The following is an 18,256-nucleotide window of genomic DNA, read 5'->3' on the forward strand; positions in this document are numbered from 1 at the left end:
CACTGACAACGGGCTCCGATCAGCGGTTCTGCGGGGTGCGGGAGCCGCTGCGAGCGGGCGGCCTGCGGGTGCGCAGCACGAGCCGGCGGGTCTGGTGGGGCACGTGGGCAGGGACGCCGGGCTTGTGCTCGGGGCGGGGCTGAGCGGGCCTGCCCATGATCATCAACGGGTCGAACAGGACGACCACACCCGCCAGGCACAGCAGGACCAGTGGGCCGATCAGCATGGGGGCGAGCAGCGCGGCGGGCGAGTCGCCGGTGGCGGGGACGGCGGAGCCGTGCACATGGACCTTGAGGGCCGCCATGCCCGTGTAATGCATGCCGCTGACCGCGAGCCCCATCACGAGGCTGGCGCCCACGCTCCACAACAGGCCTCTGACCTGCCCGGCCGCCCAGAGCGCTGCGGTGGCCGCGACCATGGCGATGAGGACGGAGGCGGCGACGGTGAGCGTGTTGTACTCCAGCTTTCCGTCCAGCTCCAGGCCCGCCATGCCCAGGTAGTGCATGGACGCGATGCCGAGGCCGGTGACGGTGCCGCCGGTGAACAGGGCGGTGCCGGACGCCCCGCGGTAGCCGACGATGAAGATCCCGACGCCGACCATCAGGATGGCGACGCCCAGGCTGGCGTACGTGAGCGGCTTGTCGTACGTGAGCGGGGCCTCCTGGACCGTGAAACCCATCATCCCGATGAAATGCATGGTCCAGACGCCGGAGCCGATCGCCAGGGAGCCCAGGGCGAGCCAGCCGGGGCGCCACGAGCCTGCCATGAGCTGGGCTCTGGTGGTGCAGCGCAGGCCGAGAGCACCGCCGAGGCAGGCCATGACGTAGGCCACCAGCGGTGTGACGAGGCCGTAGCTGAATCCTTCGACCGTCCCCTGCATGCGCGGCTGCCCTTCCGCCCCATTCCATCCCGGAATACCGTGAAATGCTCCCCGTCCCAGGACCGCCCGAGCGGTCAGGGTTGAGGCAGAGAGAGTATGACTCGCACCGGAATGGTCGAACGACTTTCCGGCAAAGAAACACGGCTCTGCCCCAGTTGTGCTGCACCGGTGTGTGGTCCCGGCAACTCCATTCAATCTGTGTCCATCCTGTACCCCTCTGCCGTTGACCCTTCGGTGTCACGGTGAGGCCTGCCCGTGACCGGTTCGACGCGAGGAGTACGCATGCACGCGCGCGCAGTTGCCGTCACGACCACCGCGCTGCTGGGAAGTATCGCCGTGCTGTTCCCCGCCTACGGCGCCGGGCCCGGCAGCGACGGGGACGGGACCCCCGTGGTGCTGGCCCACCGGGGCGCCTGCGCCTACGCGCCGGAGAACACCCTCGCCGCCGTCGACAAGGCGGCCGAGCTGGGCATCGAGTGGGTCGAGAACGACGTGCAGCGCACCAAGGACGGCGAGCTCGTGGTGGTCCACGACGACACCCTGCGGCGCACCACCGACGTGGAGCAGGTGTTCCCCCGCCGGGCGCCCTGGAGGGTCAAGGACTTCACCGCCGCCGAGATCGCGCGCCTGGACGCGGGGAGCTGGTTCGGACCCGCCTACGCGGGCGCGCGCGTGCCGACGCTCACCGAGTATCTGCGCCGGATCGAGCACCATCACCAGAAACTCCTCCTGGAGATCAAGAAGCCGGAGCTCTACCCCGGCATCGAGGGGCAGACGCTGAAGGTGCTCGGCAACGAGGGGTGGCTCGACGAGCAGCACCTGGCGGAACGGCTGATCGTGCAGAGCTTCGGCGCGGGCAGCCTGCGCACCGTGCACGAGCTGAAGCCCGCCGTGAAGACGGGCTTCCTCGGTACGCCGTCGCCGGCCCAGGTGGCCGGCTACGCGCGCTTCGTCGACCAGATCAACCCCTCCCACGCATCCCTGACGGCCTCCTACGTCTCCGCCGTCCAGCGGATCACCGGTGCGCACGGCAGGCCGTTGGAGGTCTTCACCTGGACCGTCGACGACGCGGTCACCGCCCGCAAGGTCGCCGCGTACGGCGTCGACGGCGTCATCACGAACAAGCCCGACGTGGTCCGGGACGCGCTCGGCGGGCGGTGACGTTCCGGCACCGGAGCGGGCGGGCGTTGTCAGTGGCGGGCCGTACGGTGGGCTCATGGACAGCCACGGGCAGTACGAGCAGCAGGTCGTGTGGACGGTCGTCGCCAGTGACATCGGTCCACTGCTGCTGGCCGCGACCGGCGAGGGCCTGGTCAACGTCGTGTTCCACGCCACCGAACCGGTGCGCGACAAGGCGCTCGGCCGGCTGGCGTCCCGGCTGGGCGCCGAGCCGGTCGAGGCCCCCGGCTCCCCCCTGCTGACCGAGGCGGCAGGTCAGCTGCGGGACTACTTCGCGGGCGAGCGACAGGCCTTCGAGCTGCCGCTGGACTGGTCGCTGATCTCGGGCTTCAACAGACAGGTGCTGCGCGAGCTGACGTCGGGCGTGCCCTTCGGCACCGTGGTCGGGTACGGCGATCTGGCCGACCGGGTCGGTCAGCCGGGTGCGGCCCAAGCGGTGGGAACGGCGATGGGCGCCAATCCGCTGCCCCTGGTGGTGCCGTGCCACCGCGTCGTGGAGAGCGACGGCGGCATCGGCGGATTCGGCGGTGGCCTGGAGACCAAGCGGAAGCTGCTGGCACTGGAAGGCGTGCTGCCCGAGCCGCTGTTCTGAGACCTGGAGGGGCCATGCCCCGGGCCGCGGGGCATGCGTCCCAGGCTCGTGGCATGCCTCTCAGGCCTGGTGGGGTACCTCTCAGGCGTAGTGGCGTGCCTCGAAGAGGTTGCCGTCCGGGTCACGGAAGTAGAAGTTGCGCCGGGCGTTGCCCCGGGCGCCGAAGGAGTCGTGCCCGATGTCCGTCACGGGGACCGAGCGTTCCTGAAGGCGGTCGCGCAGATCGTCGAAGTCGTCCTCGGGCAGGGCGAGACAGACGTGGTTGACGGGATGTCCCGAGCTGTCCGCCGCGCCGGGGAGCATCGTCATGCGCTCCGCCGAGGACACGGGCATCAGGTCGATGATCGTCTCGTCGTTGACCCGCACCGAGGGGAAGGGCACCTGTCCCGCGGCGAACTCGGTGAGCCTGACCGGCTCCAGGCCGACCGCCTTCTCGTAGAAGTCGGCGGCGGCGACCGGATCGCGTACCCAGAGGACGAGGTGGTCGAGACGTGTTCTGTTGTCCGTCATGCCCCCACACTGGTGTCGTCCCGTCCCGGCCGCAAGGGTTTGACGGGACGCGCCGCCCGCCAGAGATGAGGGAAGACCGAACAGACAGGAGGCAGGCGCGTGACGCTGATGGTGTCCGAGGAGGTACGGGAGGCGGTCCACGCGGGCCGGCCCGTGGTGGCGCTGGAGTCCACGATCATCGCGCACGGGCTGCCGCGGCCCCGCAACCTGCAGGTGGCGCTGGAACTGGAGGAGGCGGTACGGCAGGAGGGCGCCGTACCGGCCACGATCGCCGTGCTGGACGGGCGGCCCCGGGCCGGCCTGGACAAGGAGCAGCTGGAGCGGATCGCGAACGAGGACGGCATCCGCAAACTGGGCCATCGGGATCTGCCGCCGGCAGTGGCCGCCGGGGCGAGCGGAGCGACCACGGTCTCCGCGACCGCGCTGCTGGCGGCGCTGGCGGGCGTGCGGGTGTTCGCTACGGGCGGGCTCGGCGGGGTGCACCGGCAGTGGACGCAGACGCAGGACGAGTCCGCCGACCTGGGCCTGCTGGCGCGTACGCGGATCACCGTGGTGTGCGCGGGCGTGAAGTCGATCCTGGACGTACCGGCGACGCTCCAACGGCTGGAGACGCTGGGCGTGACGGTGGCCGGGTACCGCACGGAACGCTTCCCGGGCTTCTATCTGTCGGACTCCGGGCACCCCGTGGACTGGACGCTGGACAGCCCGGAGCAGGTGGCCGACGTGATGCGGGCGCAGGACGCGCTCGGCGGGCCGGAGTCGGCGCTGATCGTGGCCAACCCGGTACCGGAGGCGCAGCAGCTGGATCCCGGCCTGCACGCACGCGTGCTGGCCGACGCGCTGCACGCGTGCGAGGCGGAGGGCATCAGCGGGCAGGCCGTCACGCCGTTCCTGCTCGACCATCTGGTGCGGCACACCGACGGTGCCTCCCTGAGCGCCAACCTGGCAGCGGTGCGCGGCAACGTACGGCTGGCGGCACGGATCGCGGCGGCCTGGGCCGCGGCGTGAGCGGGCCCGGGCCCGGCGCGCGCAGGGGCGCGCTGCTGATCGCCGGGGACGTGGTGACGGACATCGTCGCCCGGCACCGGGGGCCGCTGGCGGGCGGCACGGACACAGCTGCCGTGATCCGGACCCTGCCCGGTGGTGCCGGTGCCAATGTCGCCTGCTGGGCGGCCCATTGGGGGTGCGCGGACGTACGGCTGCTGGGCCGGGTCGGCTCGGACTCCGCGGCGTGGCACGAGCGGGCCCTGACCGCGGCGGGCGTCCGTGCCCAGCTGGTCGTCGACCAGCAGGCGCGGACCGGGACGGTGATCTGCCTGGTGGACACGGGCGACGCGGCCGAGCGGACGTTCCTCACCGACAGCGGCGCCTCGTTGCGGCTCGATCCCGGGGACTGGTCGGACGCCCTGCTGGACGGCGTGGCGTGGCTGCACCTGTCCGGCTACCTGCTCTTCTCCGCATCGGGCCGCGCGCTGGTGGCAGTGGCCCTGGCGGCCGCACGCGCGCGTGGGGTACCGGTGAGCATGGATCCGGCCTCGGCCGGGTTCCTCGTGGAGCTGGGGGTGGACCGTTTCCTCGCGCTTGCCGACGGTGTGGAGGTGCTGCTGCCCAGCAGGGACGAGGCCTGCCTGCTCACCGGGTTGCCGGAACCGGCCGACGCGGCGGCGAAGCTGAGCCGCCACGTCCCGCTGGTGGTGGCCAAGCAGGGAGCGGACGGTGCACTGGTGGCCCGGTCCGGCACCGTGGTCGCACAGGTTCCCGCCGTACCGGTCACCCCCCGGGACACCACAGGCGCCGGTGACGCCTTCACCGGGGCGTTCCTGGCCGCCCTGGTCGCGGGCGCCGAGCCGCAGGCCGCGGCGGCGGAGGGGTGCGCGGCGGGAGCGCGGGCGGTGGAACGGGTGGGCGGGAGGCCTCCCGCGGGGCGGGTGCTCGGTGACCAAACGCTGCGCGCCGGCGCCGACGGCAGCTGAGCTGGAACCGGCCTGCCTCAGCCGGGGCGTGCCGGGCACGGAGATCGGCCTGCCCGGCGTCTGACGCCGCCTCACGTCTCCCGCCCAAAGATCCGGCTGTCGGCCACGGGCACGCGGCTACGGGCACGCGGCTACGGCGCGTTGCAGGCACTTCTTTCCGCCGCCCGGACCGAGAGGGGCGCGCCCCGCACCCGGCCCCGTGACGACGTCACGGGCGGTCCAGGCGCTGTGGAAGTGGGGCGGCCAGGGCCCGAGCCCGTACCGCGCACCCGACGGCCTACGGCTTTCCCCCACCGGTTACCGCCTACGGCTCACGGCTTACGCCCCCAAGCCGAAATCATCGGAGCGGCCGCCAGATCCATCGTCCCGGACGCGATGTTCGTCAGATGCTGCTCGACGTCCTGGTCGGTGGCGAAGTTGCCGGCGACGAGGTCGCCGCGTACCTGACGGATCGTCGCCGCCTCGAGCGCTGCGCAGGCAGGCGACGAGACCGGGAAGTACGCGTCGGCCTCGACGCGGACCAGGCCGGACTCGCGGAGCAGACGCGGCAGCCTGCGGCCGTGGGCGAGGTCGGCGCCCTGCCCGGCGAGGAGCCGGCGCAGGCCGTGCCGCATCCGGTTCGCCAGCTGCTGCTCGGGGCCGTACTCGTCGGGGCAGGTGAGGGGCTGCAGGGTGAGGTCGGTGTCCTCGACCAGGAGGCGGCCACCGGGTCGCAGCGCCTTCACCATCGACCGCAACGCCCGCTCACGCTCGGGCACATGGACGAGGGCGAGCCGGGCGTGCACCAGGTCGAACCCCTCCCCCGGCGGATCCTGCGCGCCCACGTCGTGCACGCGCCGCTCGACCGGCGAGCGTGACGGCCCCGAGGCCCACGAGCTGTCGGTGTCGGTCACGACGACCTTGCCGGTCGGGCCGACCTTCTTGGCCAGCCAGGACTCCACGGAGGAGCCGCCCGCGACCTCCCAGCAGCGCCAGCCGGGCCCGACGCCGAGCGCTTCGAAGTGCCGGAGCGTCGTGGGGTCGAAGAGAGCGGCGAAGGCGTCGGAGAACGAGACCACCCGGGACTGACGGCTGTCGGGCCGATAGCTGTTCTCGGTTAGCGTCATAGCCCGATCATCCCACTTGTCCTACTTGTCCGAAGTGCGTGACGCTCCGATACGACGTGTCGATGCGACGTGTGGTCTACAAGGCACCGCCCAGAACACACCGCCTGGAACGCAACGCCGGAAGCGCCTGGCCTACGCCGGGGGTCCACCGCAAAGATCCACCGTGGGGAGGTCAACTCCCGTCATCCACAGCCGGGAACCAACCGGAATCGGTGGTTTCCCCAGGCTTACCCGCTGCTCACGCGGTCCTGGCACACTGACGCGACAGGCGCGGAAATGCGGCGCAAGAGGGTCCACGCAAGGAGATCCAGATGTCCATGGCAGGGAATCTGCGGAAGGTCACGGGCCTCGGCAGGGTCGGCGGCCTCCGCAAGGTCGCGCGGCTGGCGAGGAGGCGCCGGAAGGTCGACCTGAGCCATCCCGCGCGTTCCCCGCTGGGCTCCTCGGTGGTCAACTGCGTGGCCTACGAGGAGGGCACCCGGCTTCCCCGCGGCGGTGACCTGGTCGACACGGTGGACCGGGTACGCAAGAGCGGGACGGGTTTCGTATGGCTCGGCCTGCACGAGCCGACCGACCGGGAGTTCGCGGGCATCGCGGAGCTCTTCGACCTGCACCCGCTGGCGGTCGAGGACGCCATCGAGGCCCACCAGCGCCCGAAGGTGGAGCGGTACGACGAGACGCTGTTCGCGGTGTTCAAAACGGTCTGCTACGTCGAGCACGAGGAACTCACGGCGTCCAGCGAGGTGGTGAACACCGGCGAGATCATGGTGTTCGTCGGCCAGGACTTCGTCATCACCGTGCGGCACGGCCGGCACGGCTCGCTGGGGCCGCTGCGCGAGGAGCTGGAGGCAGACCCCCATCAGCTCACGAAGGGCCCCTCCGCGGTGCTGCATGCCGTCGCGGACCACGTCGTGGACGACTATCTGAACGTCATCGACGCGGTGCAGGCGGACATCGAGCAGGTCGAGACGGACGTCTTCGCGGAGAACGGCGCACGTGCGGATCCGGGCCGCATCTACCAGCTCAAGCGGGAACTGCTGGAGCTGAAGCGGGCCGTGGTGCCGCTCGGCCGGCCACTGCTGGACCTCTCGGGCCGGCCGATGCGGGTGGTCGAGCCGGAGATACAGGCCTACTTCCGCGACGTTTCCGACCACCTGATGCGTGCGACGGAACAGATCGCCGGGTTCGACGAGCTGCTCAACTCCATCCTGCAGGCCCATCTCGCCCAGGTCACGGTCGCGCAGAACGAGGACATGCGGAAGATCACGGCGTGGGCCGCGATCGTCGCCGTACCCACGATGGTCTGCGGGGTGTACGGCATGAACTTCGACCACATGCCGGAGCTGCACTGGAAGTACGGCTACGGCATGGTCATCGGCGTCATATCGGTGGCCTGCCTGGCCCTGTACCGCGGCTTCCGGCGCAATGGCTGGCTGTGACCGCGGGAGGCGGGTGAGGCAGGCCGGCGGTCAGCGGCTCGCGCTCCTGGCGTAGACCCGCTCGGCCCAGTAGGCGATCTGGTCCTCCGTCAGGTGCTGGGCGAGGTCGGCCTCGCTGATCATGCCGACCAGGCGCTTGTTCTCGATGACGGGAAGCCGGCGGATCTGGTGGTCCTCCATCTCCTGGAGCACCTCGCCGACATCGGCGCTCGCGTCGATCCAGCGCGGTGTGCCCTGGGCCATGTCGCCCGCGGTGATCTTGGAGGGGTCGCGTCCCATGGCGACACAGCCGACGACGATGTCGCGGTCGGTGAGGATGCCGCAGAGCCGCTCGTTCTCGTCGCTGATGGGCAGGGCCCCGACGTTGAGCTCACGCATCAGCTGGGCGGCGCGGTCCAGGGTCTCGTGAGCGGGGATCCACTGGGCACCCCGGTGCATGATCTCTCCGGCAGTGGTCATGGAGTACCTCCCGGTGCCGGACGGCCGGCGCGGCGCGGGACACACCGCTAGTCCCGGCGCCTTCATTCTCGTCGGGCCGCCGGGCGCACGCACCCGGGGCGGTCGGGCCGAGCACGCGCGATCTCGCGAGCGGTCGCGGACTCCGGTCCTGGGAGTCCCGTCATCCGCTCCAGGCCGGGCGGCGCGGGTCGTCGGCACGCACGAGGATGTCGGCGGTGCCTGCCGGGTCGGTCTCGTGCGCGTAGCGCTCGAAGGCGGGGAGGGTCCAGTGGTCGGCCTCGGGGGTTCGGCGGCGCAGTGCGCCTGGGGAGAGGAGGAGATGAACGGTGAGGTCGAAGGGGAACCAGTGGCGCAGCAGGAGCGGGCCGTGCAGCAGCAGGATGCCGCCGGGCGGGAGTTGGACGTAGGGGCTGCGGGTGGCGCGGTCGGTCACCGGGTCCAGGAGGTCGGGCAGGACGCCCCCGTCGCCGCCTGGTTCGAGAGGACCGAACACCTCACGCCACAGGGCGCCGGTGTCGAACCAGCCGTCGTAGTAGGCGTCCACATCCTGGTGCCCGTGCTCCAGGCGGAGCGAGGCCGGGCGCAGGAAGCCCTCCGTGCCGACGGCGAGCGAGGGGCGGCCTCGCGTGCGCAGGGCCTCGTGGACACGCGCGGCCAGTTCCCCCGGGTCGGCCGCGGGTGCGCCGTCGAAGGCGATGCGAGGCCAAGGGCTGCCGTCGGCCGGCTTGAGGTCGAGCAGGCGTTCGGCGATGCGGTCGACGAGCCGGTCCCAGGTGATCGCTTCGAGTCGCACCTGACCATGATTACGGATGCGGGGGTGGTGGCGGGCATGGCCGCCGTGAGGAGTCCGGGACCGAGGCGTGGAGGCCGGGGGGTCGCGGGAATGAAGCGGACATGGCAGTGCGTGTGACTTCATCGTCCGCCGGCGGAGGCGGGATCAGACCCCTCACCGGCTCCGGTACCGCTCCCGTTGTCATCCAGTCTCCGAAGAAGAAGCGCTGCGCCCAGTGCCGGCGCGGGCCGCTGTCGTTGCTCGTCATGGAGGAGGGGGTGCCACGGTGCCTGCACTGTGGCGATCTCGGGCATCTGGTGTTCCTGCCGCGCGGCGACACTGCGCTGACGCGCAGGGCCCGGGAGGAGAGCTCGCTGTCGGTGGTGGTCGTGCGGTTCAACCGGCGCAGAAGCCGTTACGAGCGGCAGGGCGTCCTCGTCGAGGAGGCGGGGCTCGCCCGGGCCGAGCAACGGTGCCTGGCCGACGCGGAGGCCCGCCGTCGGCGCCGGGCGCGGGACGCACGGCGCAGGGCGGTGGAGGACGCCCACTTCGCGGAGGCGTTCGCGGCGGAGATCCTGCGGCTGTTTCCGGGGTGCCCGCCGGAGCGGGCGCGGGAGATCGCGGGGTACGCGTCCCTGCGGGGCAGCGGCCGCGTGGGGCGGTCGGCGGCCGGGCGGGCGCTGACGGAGGGGGCCGTGACGTCGGCGGTGGTGGCGGCCGTGCGGCATGTGGACACGCCGTACGACCAGCTGCTGATGAGCGGAGTGCACCGATACGAGGCGCGGCGCAGGATCGCGGCGACCGTGGAGACGGTGCTCAGTCAGTGGCGGCGGGCGGCACTCGGCTCCGTCGGATGACGGGGCTCGGCCTCCCATCGCCGGACAACAGGGCTCTGCCCCGCACCGCCGCCGGCTGACGGCACCGGCCTCACGGGGCACGGGAGTCGGCTCCGTCGGATGACGGGGCTCGGCTCCGCAATGGCGTCGGCTCACGGGACCGGCCTCACGGGGCACGGGGCTCGGCTCCGTCGGATGACGGGGCTCGGCTCCGCAACGGCGCCGGCTCACGGGACCGGCCTCACGGGGCACGGGAGTCGGCTCCCGGACCAGCGGGCGAGGGGGCTCAGCCCGCATCGCCGGACAACGGCACTCGGCCCCGCACCGCCGGCTCACGGGACCGGCCCCGCACCGCCGGCTCACGGGACCGGCCCCGCACCGCCGGCTGACGGGACCGGCCTCTCAGGTGACGGGAATCGGCTGCTGGACCAGCCGGTGGCGGGGCGCAAGCGGGGGCGTCCCGGGCGGGGGCTCGCGCCTGGACGCTTGCGTATGCGACTGCGGCGATGGGGAATGGTCCCGGCTGATCTGCCGGGATTCACTGGTGGGGAGCGGGGACGACCGCTGTGGCGGTCGGGGCCCGGTGGCATGGACGTGCTGAGGAGTGGGTGACGTGATCGACGGGCCGTACTTCGTACTGACGGTCGTGGGACTGGTCGGGGCTGGGCTCGTGGCGGGGGTGTTCTGCGGCTTCTCGACGTTCGTGATGCAGGGGCTCGCCGCACTGCCGCCCGCGCAGGGCGTCGCCGCGATGAAGGCGATCAATGTGACGGCGCTGCGACCGGCCTTCATGTTCGTGTTCCTGGGGTCGACGCTGGTCAGCGCGGTGATCGCGGTGGTGACCTTCGTGCTCTGGCGGGACCGGGGGGCGGTGGCGCTGCTGCTGGGCAGCGCGCTGTATCTGTTCGGGTGCTTCGGGGTGACCGTGCTCGCGAACGTGCCGCGCAACAACGCGCTGGTGAAGGTGGAGGCGGGCACCGCGGAGGCTGCCGCGTACTGGCCCACGTACCTACGCGAGTGGACGGCGTGGAACCACGTCCGGACGGTAGCCGCGACCGGCGCGATGATCGCGTACGTGCTTGCGCTCGTATGAGCCTTCGACGGGGGCTCTGCGTAGCCGGCCGACGGGACGTATCGTGTCCAAAAGGGTGCCGCCGATGACGTACGGCCCGTCGTACCCCGATGCAAGGACAGCCGGCCATGGCCGATCCCAAGGGTTTCATGACCACTCCCCGCCAGGAATGGCCCCGGCGGCCGGTCGAGGAGCGGGCGCGGGACTGGGACGAGGTCTATGTCCCGGGGGCGCTGCTTCCGATCATCAACCAGCAGGCGGACCGGTGCATGGACTGCGGCATTCCGTTCTGCCACGACGCGTGTCCCCTGGGCAATCTGATCCCGGAGTGGAACGACCTGGTCTCCCGGGACGACTGGCGGGCGGCGAGCGACCGGCTGCACGCCACGAACAACTTCCCCGAGTTCACGGGACGGTTGTGCCCGGCGCCGTGCGAGGCGGGGTGTGTGCTCGCCATCAACCAGCCCGCGGTCACCATCAAGAACGTCGAGTGCGCGATCGCCGACATGGCCTGGGAAGAGGGCTTCGCGCGGCCGAGTCCGCCGGACCGGCTGAGCGGGCGGACGGTCGCGGTGATCGGCTCCGGCCCCACGGGGCTGGCGGCGGCACAGCAGCTGACGCGGGCGGGGCACACCGTCGCCGTCTATGAGAGGGACGACCGGATCGGCGGGCTGATGCGCTACGGCATCCCCGCGTTCAAGATGGAGAAGCACCATCTGGAGCGGCGGCTGGAGCAGATGCGGGCCGAAGGGACCAGGTTCCGTACGTCGACGGCGGTCGGGCGGGACATCGGGGCGGTGGAGCTGCGGTCGCGGTACGACGCCATGGTGATCGCGACCGGTGCGACGGCCTGGCGGGAACTCGCCGTTCCGGGACGGGAGCTGGCCGGCGTGCATCAGGCGATGGAGTATCTGCCGCTGGCCAACCGGGTCTGCGAGGGCGACCTGGAAACCTCGCCGTTGTCCGCGGCGGGCAAGCAAGTGGTGATCGTCGGAGGCGGTGACACGGGCGCGGACTGTCTGGGCACGGCGGTGCGGCAGGGTGCGGCATCGGTGACGCAGCTGGACATCTACGCCCAGCCGGGTGCCGACCGGGACGACGATGCGGAGCCCTGGCCGACGTACCCGAAGATCTACCGGTTGTCGGCGGCGCACGAGGAGGCGCGTGATCTGCGGACCGCCCCGGCGGCGGACGCGGACGCACGGTTGTTCGCGGCGTCGACGCTGCGCTTCTTCGGCGACGCCCGGGGGCACGTACGGTCCCTGCACCTCGTGGAGGTGGATGCCCAGCGGCAGCCGGTGTCCGGCACCGAGCGCGTACTGCCCGTCGACATGGTGCTGCTCGCGCTCGGCTTCTCCGGGCCCGGCCGGGAGGACGGGCTCATCGACCAATTGGGGCTGCAGTTGCAACCGCGCGGCACGATCGCGCGGGACGCCGGGTTCGCGACCAACGTGCCCGGTGTGTTCGCGGCCGGGGACGCGGCGCGGGGTCAGTCGCTCATCGTGTGGGCGATCGCGGAGGGGCGGGCGGTCGCGGCCGCGGTCGACCGCCATCTGACGGGCAGTTCCGAACTGCCCGCCCCCATCGGGCCGTACGACCGGCCCATGGCGGTGTGAGAGGGCCCTCGGCGGCCCTGCGAGGACCGTGGCCCTCGCAGTCGGCACGGTCAGCGACCATTCGGGACGTTCAGCGACGGCGTTCGTCCGTCCCCGCCACCTTGGCCGTGGCCAGCGCCACCCGGTTCCACGTGTTGATCGCGCAGATCAGGGCGATGACCTGGCCCAGCTCGTCGTCCTCGAACCGGGCCGCGGCCTCGGCGTAGACGTCGTCGGGGACACCGGCGTCGGCGACCAGGGTGAGGGCCTCGGTGAGCGCCAGGGCGGCCTGCTCCTTCGGCGTGAAGAAGTGGCGAGCCTCGCGCCAGACGGCGACCATGTGCAGCCGGTCCTCGCTCTCGCCGGCCTTACGGGCGTCGTTGGTGTGCATGTGGAGGCAGTACGCGCAGTGGTTGAGGTGCGAGGAGCGGATCTGGATGAGCTCGACGAGGGCCGGGTCGAGGCCCCCGCGAGCCGCCGCGTCGAAGCCGATGAGGGCGCGGAAGGCCTTCGGGGCCGCCTTGGCGAAGTCGAGCCGCTTGACGTGGATCGTGTCCGCCACGTTCGCCGGGTTCATCGCATTCATCGCGTTCGTCGCGTTCGTCATGTGGATCGTGCTCGTCGCGTCCGTCGCGTGGATCGTGTTCGTCGTCATGTCCTTCAACCTACGGTCCGCAAAGACCGGCTGTAGGGTGCATTTCCATGGCAGAAACGTGGGTCAATTCCGGCTGGCGCATCGGTGCCGACCTGCACCTGGAACTGGACGGTCCGGGCGGCCGCCGCGCCGCCCTTCTCCGGGCGCTGCGCGACGCCGTACGCAGCGGCCGGCTCGCCCCCGGCACCCGCTTGCCCCCGTACCGCTCGCTCGCCGCAGACCTCGGTGTCGCCCGCAACACGGTCGCCGACGCCTACGCCGAACTCGTCGCGGAGGGCTGGCTGACCGCACGTCAGGGCTCCGGCACACGCGTCGCCGAGCGGGCGGAGCCCCTCAAGGGCGGTATCCGCGCCGCGAAGAAGGCGCCCGCACGCGCGCGTGGCCCCCGGCACGACCTCCGCCAGGGCACCCCGGACGCCTCCGCGTTTCCCCGCGCGGCCTGGCTCGCCTCCTACCGGCGGGCGCTCCAGCAGGCACCCAGCGAGGCGTTCGGGCCGGGGGACCCCGCGGGTCGCCCGGAACTGCGCGAGGCACTCACCGAGTACCTGGCACGCGCGCGTGGGGTGCGTACCGCGCCCGGCCGCATCGTGATCTGCTCCGGCTTCGCGCACGCGCTGCGGCTGCTGTTCGGCGGCGGCGTCCTGCGTGGCCCGCTGGCGATGGAGGCGTACGGACTCGGCTTCCACCGCGAGTTGCTGACGTCGGCCGGGGTGCGCACCGTCCCGCTGCCCCTGGACGAGGACGGCGCCCGTGTCGACCTGCTGGCCCGGGAGCGGGCCGTGCTGCTCACGGCCGCCCACCAGTTCCCGACCGGCGGCCCCCTGCACGCCACGCGCCGCGCCGCCGTCGTCGACTGGGCACGCGCGCGTGGGGCCGTGATCCTGGAGGACGACTACGACGGGGAGTTCCGCTACGACCGCAAACCCGTCGGTGCCCTCCAGGGCCTCGACCCCGAGCGGGTGATCCTCGTCGGCTCGGTCAGCAAGAGCCTGTCACCGGCGCTGCGGCTGGGCTGGATGGTCCTGCCGGAGCGGTACGTCGACGGCGTCCTCGCGGCCAAGGGCGAGCGGGAGAGCTGGGCGAGCGTCCTGGACCAGCTCAGCCTCGCCGACTTCATCGCCGCCGGATCGTACGACCGTCATGTGCGCCGGATGCGCCAGCGGTACCGGGGACGCCGGGACCGCCTCGTCAGCACGCTCGCCGAGCACGCCCCGCACGTCGAGGTCACCGGTGTCGCGGCCGGCCTGCACGCGGTGCTGCGGCTGCCGCCGGGCACCGAGTCCTCCACGGTCAAAGCCGCCGCCTGGCAGGGCGTCGCACTCGACGGCCTCGCCGCGTTCCGGCACCCGCAGACCGACATGACCGCGGGAGACGGCCTGGTCGTCGGCTACGCGACCCCCTCGGAACACGCGTACGGGGCGGCGCTGGAGGCACTGTGCGGCGTGCTGCCGCCGCCTCCGTGACGCCCCGGAGCGCGCCCCGCACGACACGGGGAGCGCCTACGCCTTCCGCCCCAGCGCCCCGTACCCCGGGATCACCCCGTCGTCCTGTCCCGGCACTGGCTCCCCCAGCTCCGGATGCCACTCGGGCACCACCACGACGCCCGGCTCGACCAGTTCGAGCCCGCCGAAGAACCCGGTGAACTCCTCCCGCGAGCGCAGCGCCAGCGTGATGCCGGCCGCCCTGAGCTTCCCGGTGGCCGCGGCGGACTCCTCCGGAGTGAAGTCGGCGGTGGCGTGGGTCATCATCAGGTAGCTGCCGGACGGGAGTGCGGACAGCAGTTCCGCGACGAGTTCGTGGGCACCGTCCTCGTCGGGGACGAAGTGGAGCAGCGCGATGAGGGAGAGCGCCACGGGCCGGTCGAGGTCCAGGACCTTTCGGGCCCCGTCGACGATGGTGGCCGGATCCCGCACGTCGGCCTGAAGGTATTCGGTCACACCTTCTGGCGTGCCGCGCAGCAGGGCGGCCGCGTGGGCGAGCACGATCGGGTCGTTGTCGCAGTAGACCACGCGCGCGTCCGGCGCGACGGCCTGTGCGACCTGGTGCAGGTTGGGCTCGGTCGGGATGCCCGTGCCGATGTCCAGGAACTGCCGGACGCCGTTCGTGGCCAGCCAGCGTGTGGCCCGGTGCATGAACGCGCGGTTGACCCGTGCCATCACCGGGACCCGGGGATCCAGGGCCAGCATCTGCCGGCCCATCTCCTCGTCGACCGGGTAGTTGTCCTTGCCGCCGAGATACCAGTCGTACATCCGTGCGGGATGGGGCTTGCTGGTGTCAATCCCGGTCATGAGGCCCTCCGTGGGCGTCGGGTGGGGCTGGTGATCAATTCAGCATCAAAATACGGCAGTTGAGTCGCCAACAGCGAACCGGCAGCAGCACCTCGACAGGCCGAAGTCCGAACGGGACCACGGGAAGTCCGTCGGGACCACGGGAAGTCCGCCAGGACCACGGTCAGTCCGTGCGGACACCAGGAAGTCCCTCAGGACAGCAGGAAGTCCGCCGCCCCCGCCTTCGCGCCCTCGATGAACGCCGTCATCTCGTCGGAGGTGCAGATCAGCGCCGGCCCGTCCGGATCGGTGGACTGCCTGACGGCGATACGGCCGTCGGCGAGCTTCATCGCCTCCAGGCAGTTGCCCCCGTTGCCGCCGCTCCACGGTTTGTGCCAGCCCTCGCTGCCCAGATCACGGGCGGGCATGCCGTTGTAGATCCGCTCGGCGCGGACCCGCGGCCTGGGCTGGGACGTGATGCGATCCATTCACAACTCCTTGCGGAGATCCTCGAGGATCTCCTTCGTGCGATGTGCCGTGGCGGCCTGCGCCGCCATGCGGTCCATGACCTCCAGGTGGGTGGCCACCTCGGCGCGCGCGTCCAGGTAGACGGCGCCGGTCAGGTACTCGCTGTAGACCATGTCCGGGAGTTCGGGCACGGCGAACCGGAACAGCACGAACGGCCCGTACGTGCCGGGGTGCGGCCCCGTGGCGAACGGGGCGACCTGCAACGTCACATGGGGCAGCTTCGCGGCGTCGAGCAGCCTTTCGATCTGGCCACGCATCACCTCCGGGCCGCCGACGGGGCGGCGCAGTGCGGTCTCGTCCATGACGGCCCACATCCTCGGCGCGTCGCGACGGGTGAGCAGTTCCTGCCGTTGCATGCGCAGCGCGACGTGCCGCTCGATGTCCTCGGGCCGGGTCTGGCCGACGGCGCCCGATCGCAGGACGCCGCGCGCGTAGTCCTCGGTCTGCAGGAGTCCGGGCACGAAGTGGGGCTCGTAGCTGCGGATGAGGGAGGCGGCGCCCTCCAGGCTGACGTACATCGAGAACCAGCCGGGCAGGATGTCGTGGAACCGCTGCCACCAGCCCGGTTTGTTGGCCTCCTCGGCCAGCCGCACGAAGGCGTCGGCCTCGTCGTCGGGGACCCCGTAGGCCTTCAGGAGCAGTTGGAGGTACGGGATCTTCAGGGAGACCTCGGCCGTCTCCATACGGCGGATGGTGGCGGGGGCGACGCGCAGGACACGGGCGGCCTCCTCGCGTTTGAGACCGGCGCGTTCGCGCAGGTCGAGCAGGCGCCGGCCGAGGACGACCTGGCCCACCGTCGGCGCCGACCGCGGCTCGCTCACGCCCCACCTCCGCTCATCGATATCCCGGCAGCTACGTGTTCCGCAGGGATCCCGTACGCGTCGCGTATCGATCCCGTATGAATCCTGACAGCCCAGCGGCGCCATTCGAAGACCTATTCGAAGGTCGGGGCCGACCTCGCAGATCTCAACTGGCGCCGCATCACATGTTGTTGCGAGCAGTGTGCCACGACCATTCACCGCGTCACACAGCACTCTGCAATTTTCAGAGTGACACTTGCCAAGTTGTCCGCGGCAGGGCGATAGTGGCAAGCGTGATTCCGTCCGTGCCCTTAGGAACAGACGCCGCCGCAGGCCGCTTCGGTCTCGGCGCCGATGGGGGTCCCCCCACTCGAACTTGTTCGAGAGACGGGGAGGCAGCCGATTCCTCGGGGCTTGCCACCGAGCGCCGGTTCCGCTTCGAACTGGCCGCACACCCGGGTTCCCCCGCGCAGGCCAGACGCCTGACACGGATCCGGTTGACCGGCTGGGCGGTGTGCGAGGACACCTGCGACACGGCCGCACTGGTGGTGTCGGAGCTGGTCACCAACGCGATCCTGCACACCGCGAGCGACGTCGTCGTCTGCGAGCTGCACGACGGCGCCGACCTGGTACGCATAGCCGTGCGTGACCAGGGGTGCGCCGCCGGTGACCCCCACCCGTCCGCGGCCAGGGCCGAGGAGGAGCACGGCAGGGGACTGCTCCTCGTCGACGCGCTCGCGCACGCCTGGGGTGCCCATGAGCACGGCCCCGGCCTGCTGGTCTGGGCCGAGTTGCCTCGCCGGGCCGACGCCGCGCGCGGCGACCTGGGCTGGGGCGCCCGTCCCAAGCCGGGCCCGTCCGGCGGCTCGGACGAGGACGACGAGGCACACGCACGCGTGTGCCGCCCGGCACACGGAGAATCGGGGACCGAATGGCCGTGACGGCTCCCTCCGGCGGCGGACCGGCACTCACCCTGGACACCCTCGTCCGCCTCAGCCGCGGGCTGCTCAGGCCGGACGCACCGTCGCTGCGTCTGTCCGTGCCCGACGACATGACCGTCCCGCTGGGATGCGACGCGGTGCAGGTGCCCGCCCGCCTCGGCCCACTCGTGCTGCCCCGCCTCCCGCGCGTGGGCTGCGTCTACGCCGACAACGCGCACTGGTGGTGGCTGGTGCCGTCCGACTCCGACTACGCCCTGGAGTGGCCCTCCCCCGCCCGCTACGCCACCGGCGCCCTCGTCCCCGAGTCACCCCGCCTCATCCACCGCCCCGACGGCACGCTCCCCTACACCCCGCCGATCCCGCTCTACCTGGCCCTGTGCCGCATCATCGGCACGGCGCCGAGCTGGTCACGGGTGGTCACCGCTTAGGGAACGGCAACCCCAGGTCGAGGGACGCCCGTGGCGCACGGGGGCACACACCTGCCGCGTACGTCGCGGGTGCCGCGTACGGCACGTGGTACCGGCGGCATACGCCGCACCGGAACGTGCCGCCGACGGCGCGCGCCGCGCACACTCGCGGGCGCCGTACAGCCGAAACGCGACGGCACCCCAGGCCACCTCCTCGCGAACCCTCTGTCACCCCGGCGCACACT

20 protein-coding genes are annotated in these 18,256 nt (G+C 71.8%); 11 read left to right on the forward strand and 9 right to left on the reverse strand.

Annotated elements, in window-relative coordinates:
- Positions 1-19: 19 nt before the first annotated feature.
- Positions 20-880, reverse strand: coding sequence for an MHYT domain-containing protein (locus ACIHCM_RS31535; protein WP_399903355.1), 861 nt, complete (start codon positions 878-880; stop codon positions 20-22).
- A gap of 282 nt (positions 881-1,162) precedes the next feature.
- On the opposite strand from ACIHCM_RS31535, the gene ACIHCM_RS31540 reads away from it, so the two are divergent.
- Together ACIHCM_RS31540 and ACIHCM_RS31545 are read left to right on the forward strand one after the other, a co-directional pair.
- Complete coding sequence (locus ACIHCM_RS31540; protein WP_399903357.1) at positions 1,163-2,041, forward strand: glycerophosphodiester phosphodiesterase; 879 nt, start codon at positions 1,163-1,165, stop codon at positions 2,039-2,041.
- A 55-nt stretch (positions 2,042-2,096) separates the two neighbouring features.
- On the forward strand, positions 2,097-2,651 hold the full coding sequence (locus ACIHCM_RS31545) for a methylated-DNA--[protein]-cysteine S-methyltransferase (RefSeq protein WP_399903360.1): 555 nt from the start codon (positions 2,097-2,099) through the stop codon (positions 2,649-2,651).
- 81 nt (positions 2,652-2,732) lie between these two features.
- On the opposite strand, the gene ACIHCM_RS31550 is transcribed toward ACIHCM_RS31545, so the two are convergent.
- Complete coding sequence (locus ACIHCM_RS31550; protein ID WP_399903362.1) at positions 2,733-3,161, reverse strand: VOC family protein; 429 nt, start codon at positions 3,159-3,161, stop codon at positions 2,733-2,735.
- A 99-nt stretch (positions 3,162-3,260) separates the two neighbouring features.
- Between ACIHCM_RS31550 and ACIHCM_RS31555 the strand changes: the two genes are divergently transcribed.
- Together ACIHCM_RS31555 and ACIHCM_RS31560 are read left to right on the forward strand one after the other, a co-directional pair.
- Positions 3,261-4,169: a pseudouridine-5'-phosphate glycosidase gene (locus tag ACIHCM_RS31555; protein ID WP_399903365.1), complete on the forward strand. Its 909-nt coding sequence runs from the start codon at positions 3,261-3,263 to the stop codon at positions 4,167-4,169.
- Positions 4,166-5,134 (forward strand): carbohydrate kinase family protein, encoded by a 969-nt coding sequence (locus tag ACIHCM_RS31560; protein WP_399903368.1) that lies wholly within the window; start codon positions 4,166-4,168, stop codon positions 5,132-5,134. Before ACIHCM_RS31555 ends, ACIHCM_RS31560 begins: the two co-directional genes overlap by 4 nt.
- Before the next feature lie 311 nt (positions 5,135-5,445).
- On the opposite strand, the gene ACIHCM_RS31565 is transcribed toward ACIHCM_RS31560, so the two are convergent.
- A complete protein-coding gene (locus ACIHCM_RS31565) occupies positions 5,446-6,240 on the reverse strand; it encodes a methyltransferase domain-containing protein (protein WP_399903371.1) in 795 nt (264 codons plus the stop codon).
- Positions 6,241-6,551: 311 nt separating this feature from the next.
- On the opposite strand from ACIHCM_RS31565, the gene ACIHCM_RS31570 reads away from it, so the two are divergent.
- On the forward strand, positions 6,552-7,679 hold the full coding sequence (locus ACIHCM_RS31570) for a magnesium and cobalt transport protein CorA (RefSeq protein ID WP_399903374.1): 1,128 nt from the start codon (positions 6,552-6,554) through the stop codon (positions 7,677-7,679).
- A gap of 30 nt (positions 7,680-7,709) precedes the next feature.
- Here ACIHCM_RS31570 and ACIHCM_RS31575 read toward each other — a convergent pair whose 3' ends face one another.
- Positions 7,710-8,138, reverse strand: coding sequence for a CBS domain-containing protein (locus ACIHCM_RS31575; RefSeq protein ID WP_399903377.1), 429 nt, complete (start codon positions 8,136-8,138; stop codon positions 7,710-7,712).
- A 160-nt stretch (positions 8,139-8,298) separates the two neighbouring features.
- Positions 8,299-8,931, reverse strand: a complete 633-nt coding sequence (locus tag ACIHCM_RS31580; RefSeq protein ID WP_399903380.1) for a uridine kinase — start codon at positions 8,929-8,931, stop codon at positions 8,299-8,301.
- 101 nt (positions 8,932-9,032) lie between these two features.
- Here ACIHCM_RS31580 and ACIHCM_RS31585 point away from each other — a divergent pair, with 101 nt between their 5' ends.
- From ACIHCM_RS31585 to ACIHCM_RS31595, 3 genes are all read left to right on the forward strand, one after another.
- Positions 9,033-9,767: a DUF2293 domain-containing protein gene (locus ACIHCM_RS31585; RefSeq protein WP_399903383.1), complete on the forward strand. Its 735-nt coding sequence runs from the start codon at positions 9,033-9,035 to the stop codon at positions 9,765-9,767.
- Positions 9,768-10,359: 592 nt separating this feature from the next.
- Positions 10,360-10,839, forward strand: a complete 480-nt coding sequence (locus ACIHCM_RS31590; protein WP_399903386.1) for a DUF1772 domain-containing protein — start codon at positions 10,360-10,362, stop codon at positions 10,837-10,839.
- Positions 10,840-10,946: 107 nt separating this feature from the next.
- Positions 10,947-12,434: a glutamate synthase subunit beta gene (locus ACIHCM_RS31595; RefSeq protein ID WP_399903389.1), complete on the forward strand. Its 1,488-nt coding sequence runs from the start codon at positions 10,947-10,949 to the stop codon at positions 12,432-12,434.
- A 70-nt stretch (positions 12,435-12,504) separates the two neighbouring features.
- Here ACIHCM_RS31595 and ACIHCM_RS31600 read toward each other — a convergent pair whose 3' ends face one another.
- Positions 12,505-13,068, reverse strand: coding sequence for a carboxymuconolactone decarboxylase family protein (locus ACIHCM_RS31600; protein ID WP_399903392.1), 564 nt, complete (start codon positions 13,066-13,068; stop codon positions 12,505-12,507).
- Positions 13,069-13,115: 47 nt separating this feature from the next.
- Here ACIHCM_RS31600 and ACIHCM_RS31605 point away from each other — a divergent pair, with 47 nt between their 5' ends.
- Positions 13,116-14,531: a PLP-dependent aminotransferase family protein gene (locus tag ACIHCM_RS31605; RefSeq protein WP_399903395.1), complete on the forward strand. Its 1,416-nt coding sequence runs from the start codon at positions 13,116-13,118 to the stop codon at positions 14,529-14,531.
- 36 nt (positions 14,532-14,567) lie between these two features.
- On the opposite strand, the gene ACIHCM_RS31610 is transcribed toward ACIHCM_RS31605, so the two are convergent.
- The 3 genes from ACIHCM_RS31610 to ACIHCM_RS31620 form a co-directional block, all read right to left on the reverse strand.
- Positions 14,568-15,356: an SAM-dependent methyltransferase gene (locus ACIHCM_RS31610; protein WP_399903397.1), complete on the reverse strand. Its 789-nt coding sequence runs from the start codon at positions 15,354-15,356 to the stop codon at positions 14,568-14,570.
- 191 nt (positions 15,357-15,547) lie between these two features.
- Positions 15,548-15,823, reverse strand: a complete 276-nt coding sequence (locus ACIHCM_RS31615) for a DUF397 domain-containing protein (RefSeq protein WP_399903400.1) — start codon at positions 15,821-15,823, stop codon at positions 15,548-15,550.
- A complete protein-coding gene (locus tag ACIHCM_RS31620; protein WP_399903402.1) occupies positions 15,824-16,684 on the reverse strand; it encodes a helix-turn-helix domain-containing protein in 861 nt (286 codons plus the stop codon). It lies immediately after the preceding gene.
- Positions 16,685-16,947: 263 nt separating this feature from the next.
- Between ACIHCM_RS31620 and ACIHCM_RS31625 the strand changes: the two genes are divergently transcribed.
- Together ACIHCM_RS31625 and ACIHCM_RS31630 are read left to right on the forward strand one after the other, a co-directional pair.
- Positions 16,948-17,604: an ATP-binding protein gene (locus tag ACIHCM_RS31625; protein ID WP_399903405.1), complete on the forward strand. Its 657-nt coding sequence runs from the start codon at positions 16,948-16,950 to the stop codon at positions 17,602-17,604.
- Entirely contained in the window at positions 17,595-18,032 is a 438-nt protein-coding gene (locus tag ACIHCM_RS31630; RefSeq protein ID WP_399903408.1) for a hypothetical protein, read from the forward strand. The genes ACIHCM_RS31625 and ACIHCM_RS31630 overlap by 10 nt, the downstream gene beginning before the upstream one ends.
- Positions 18,033-18,256 lie beyond the last annotated feature (224 nt).

It is taken from the genome of Streptomyces sp. NPDC052023 (assembly GCF_044548465.1).
In the GTDB taxonomy this organism is placed as follows: domain Bacteria; phylum Actinomycetota; class Actinomycetes; order Streptomycetales; family Streptomycetaceae; genus Streptomyces.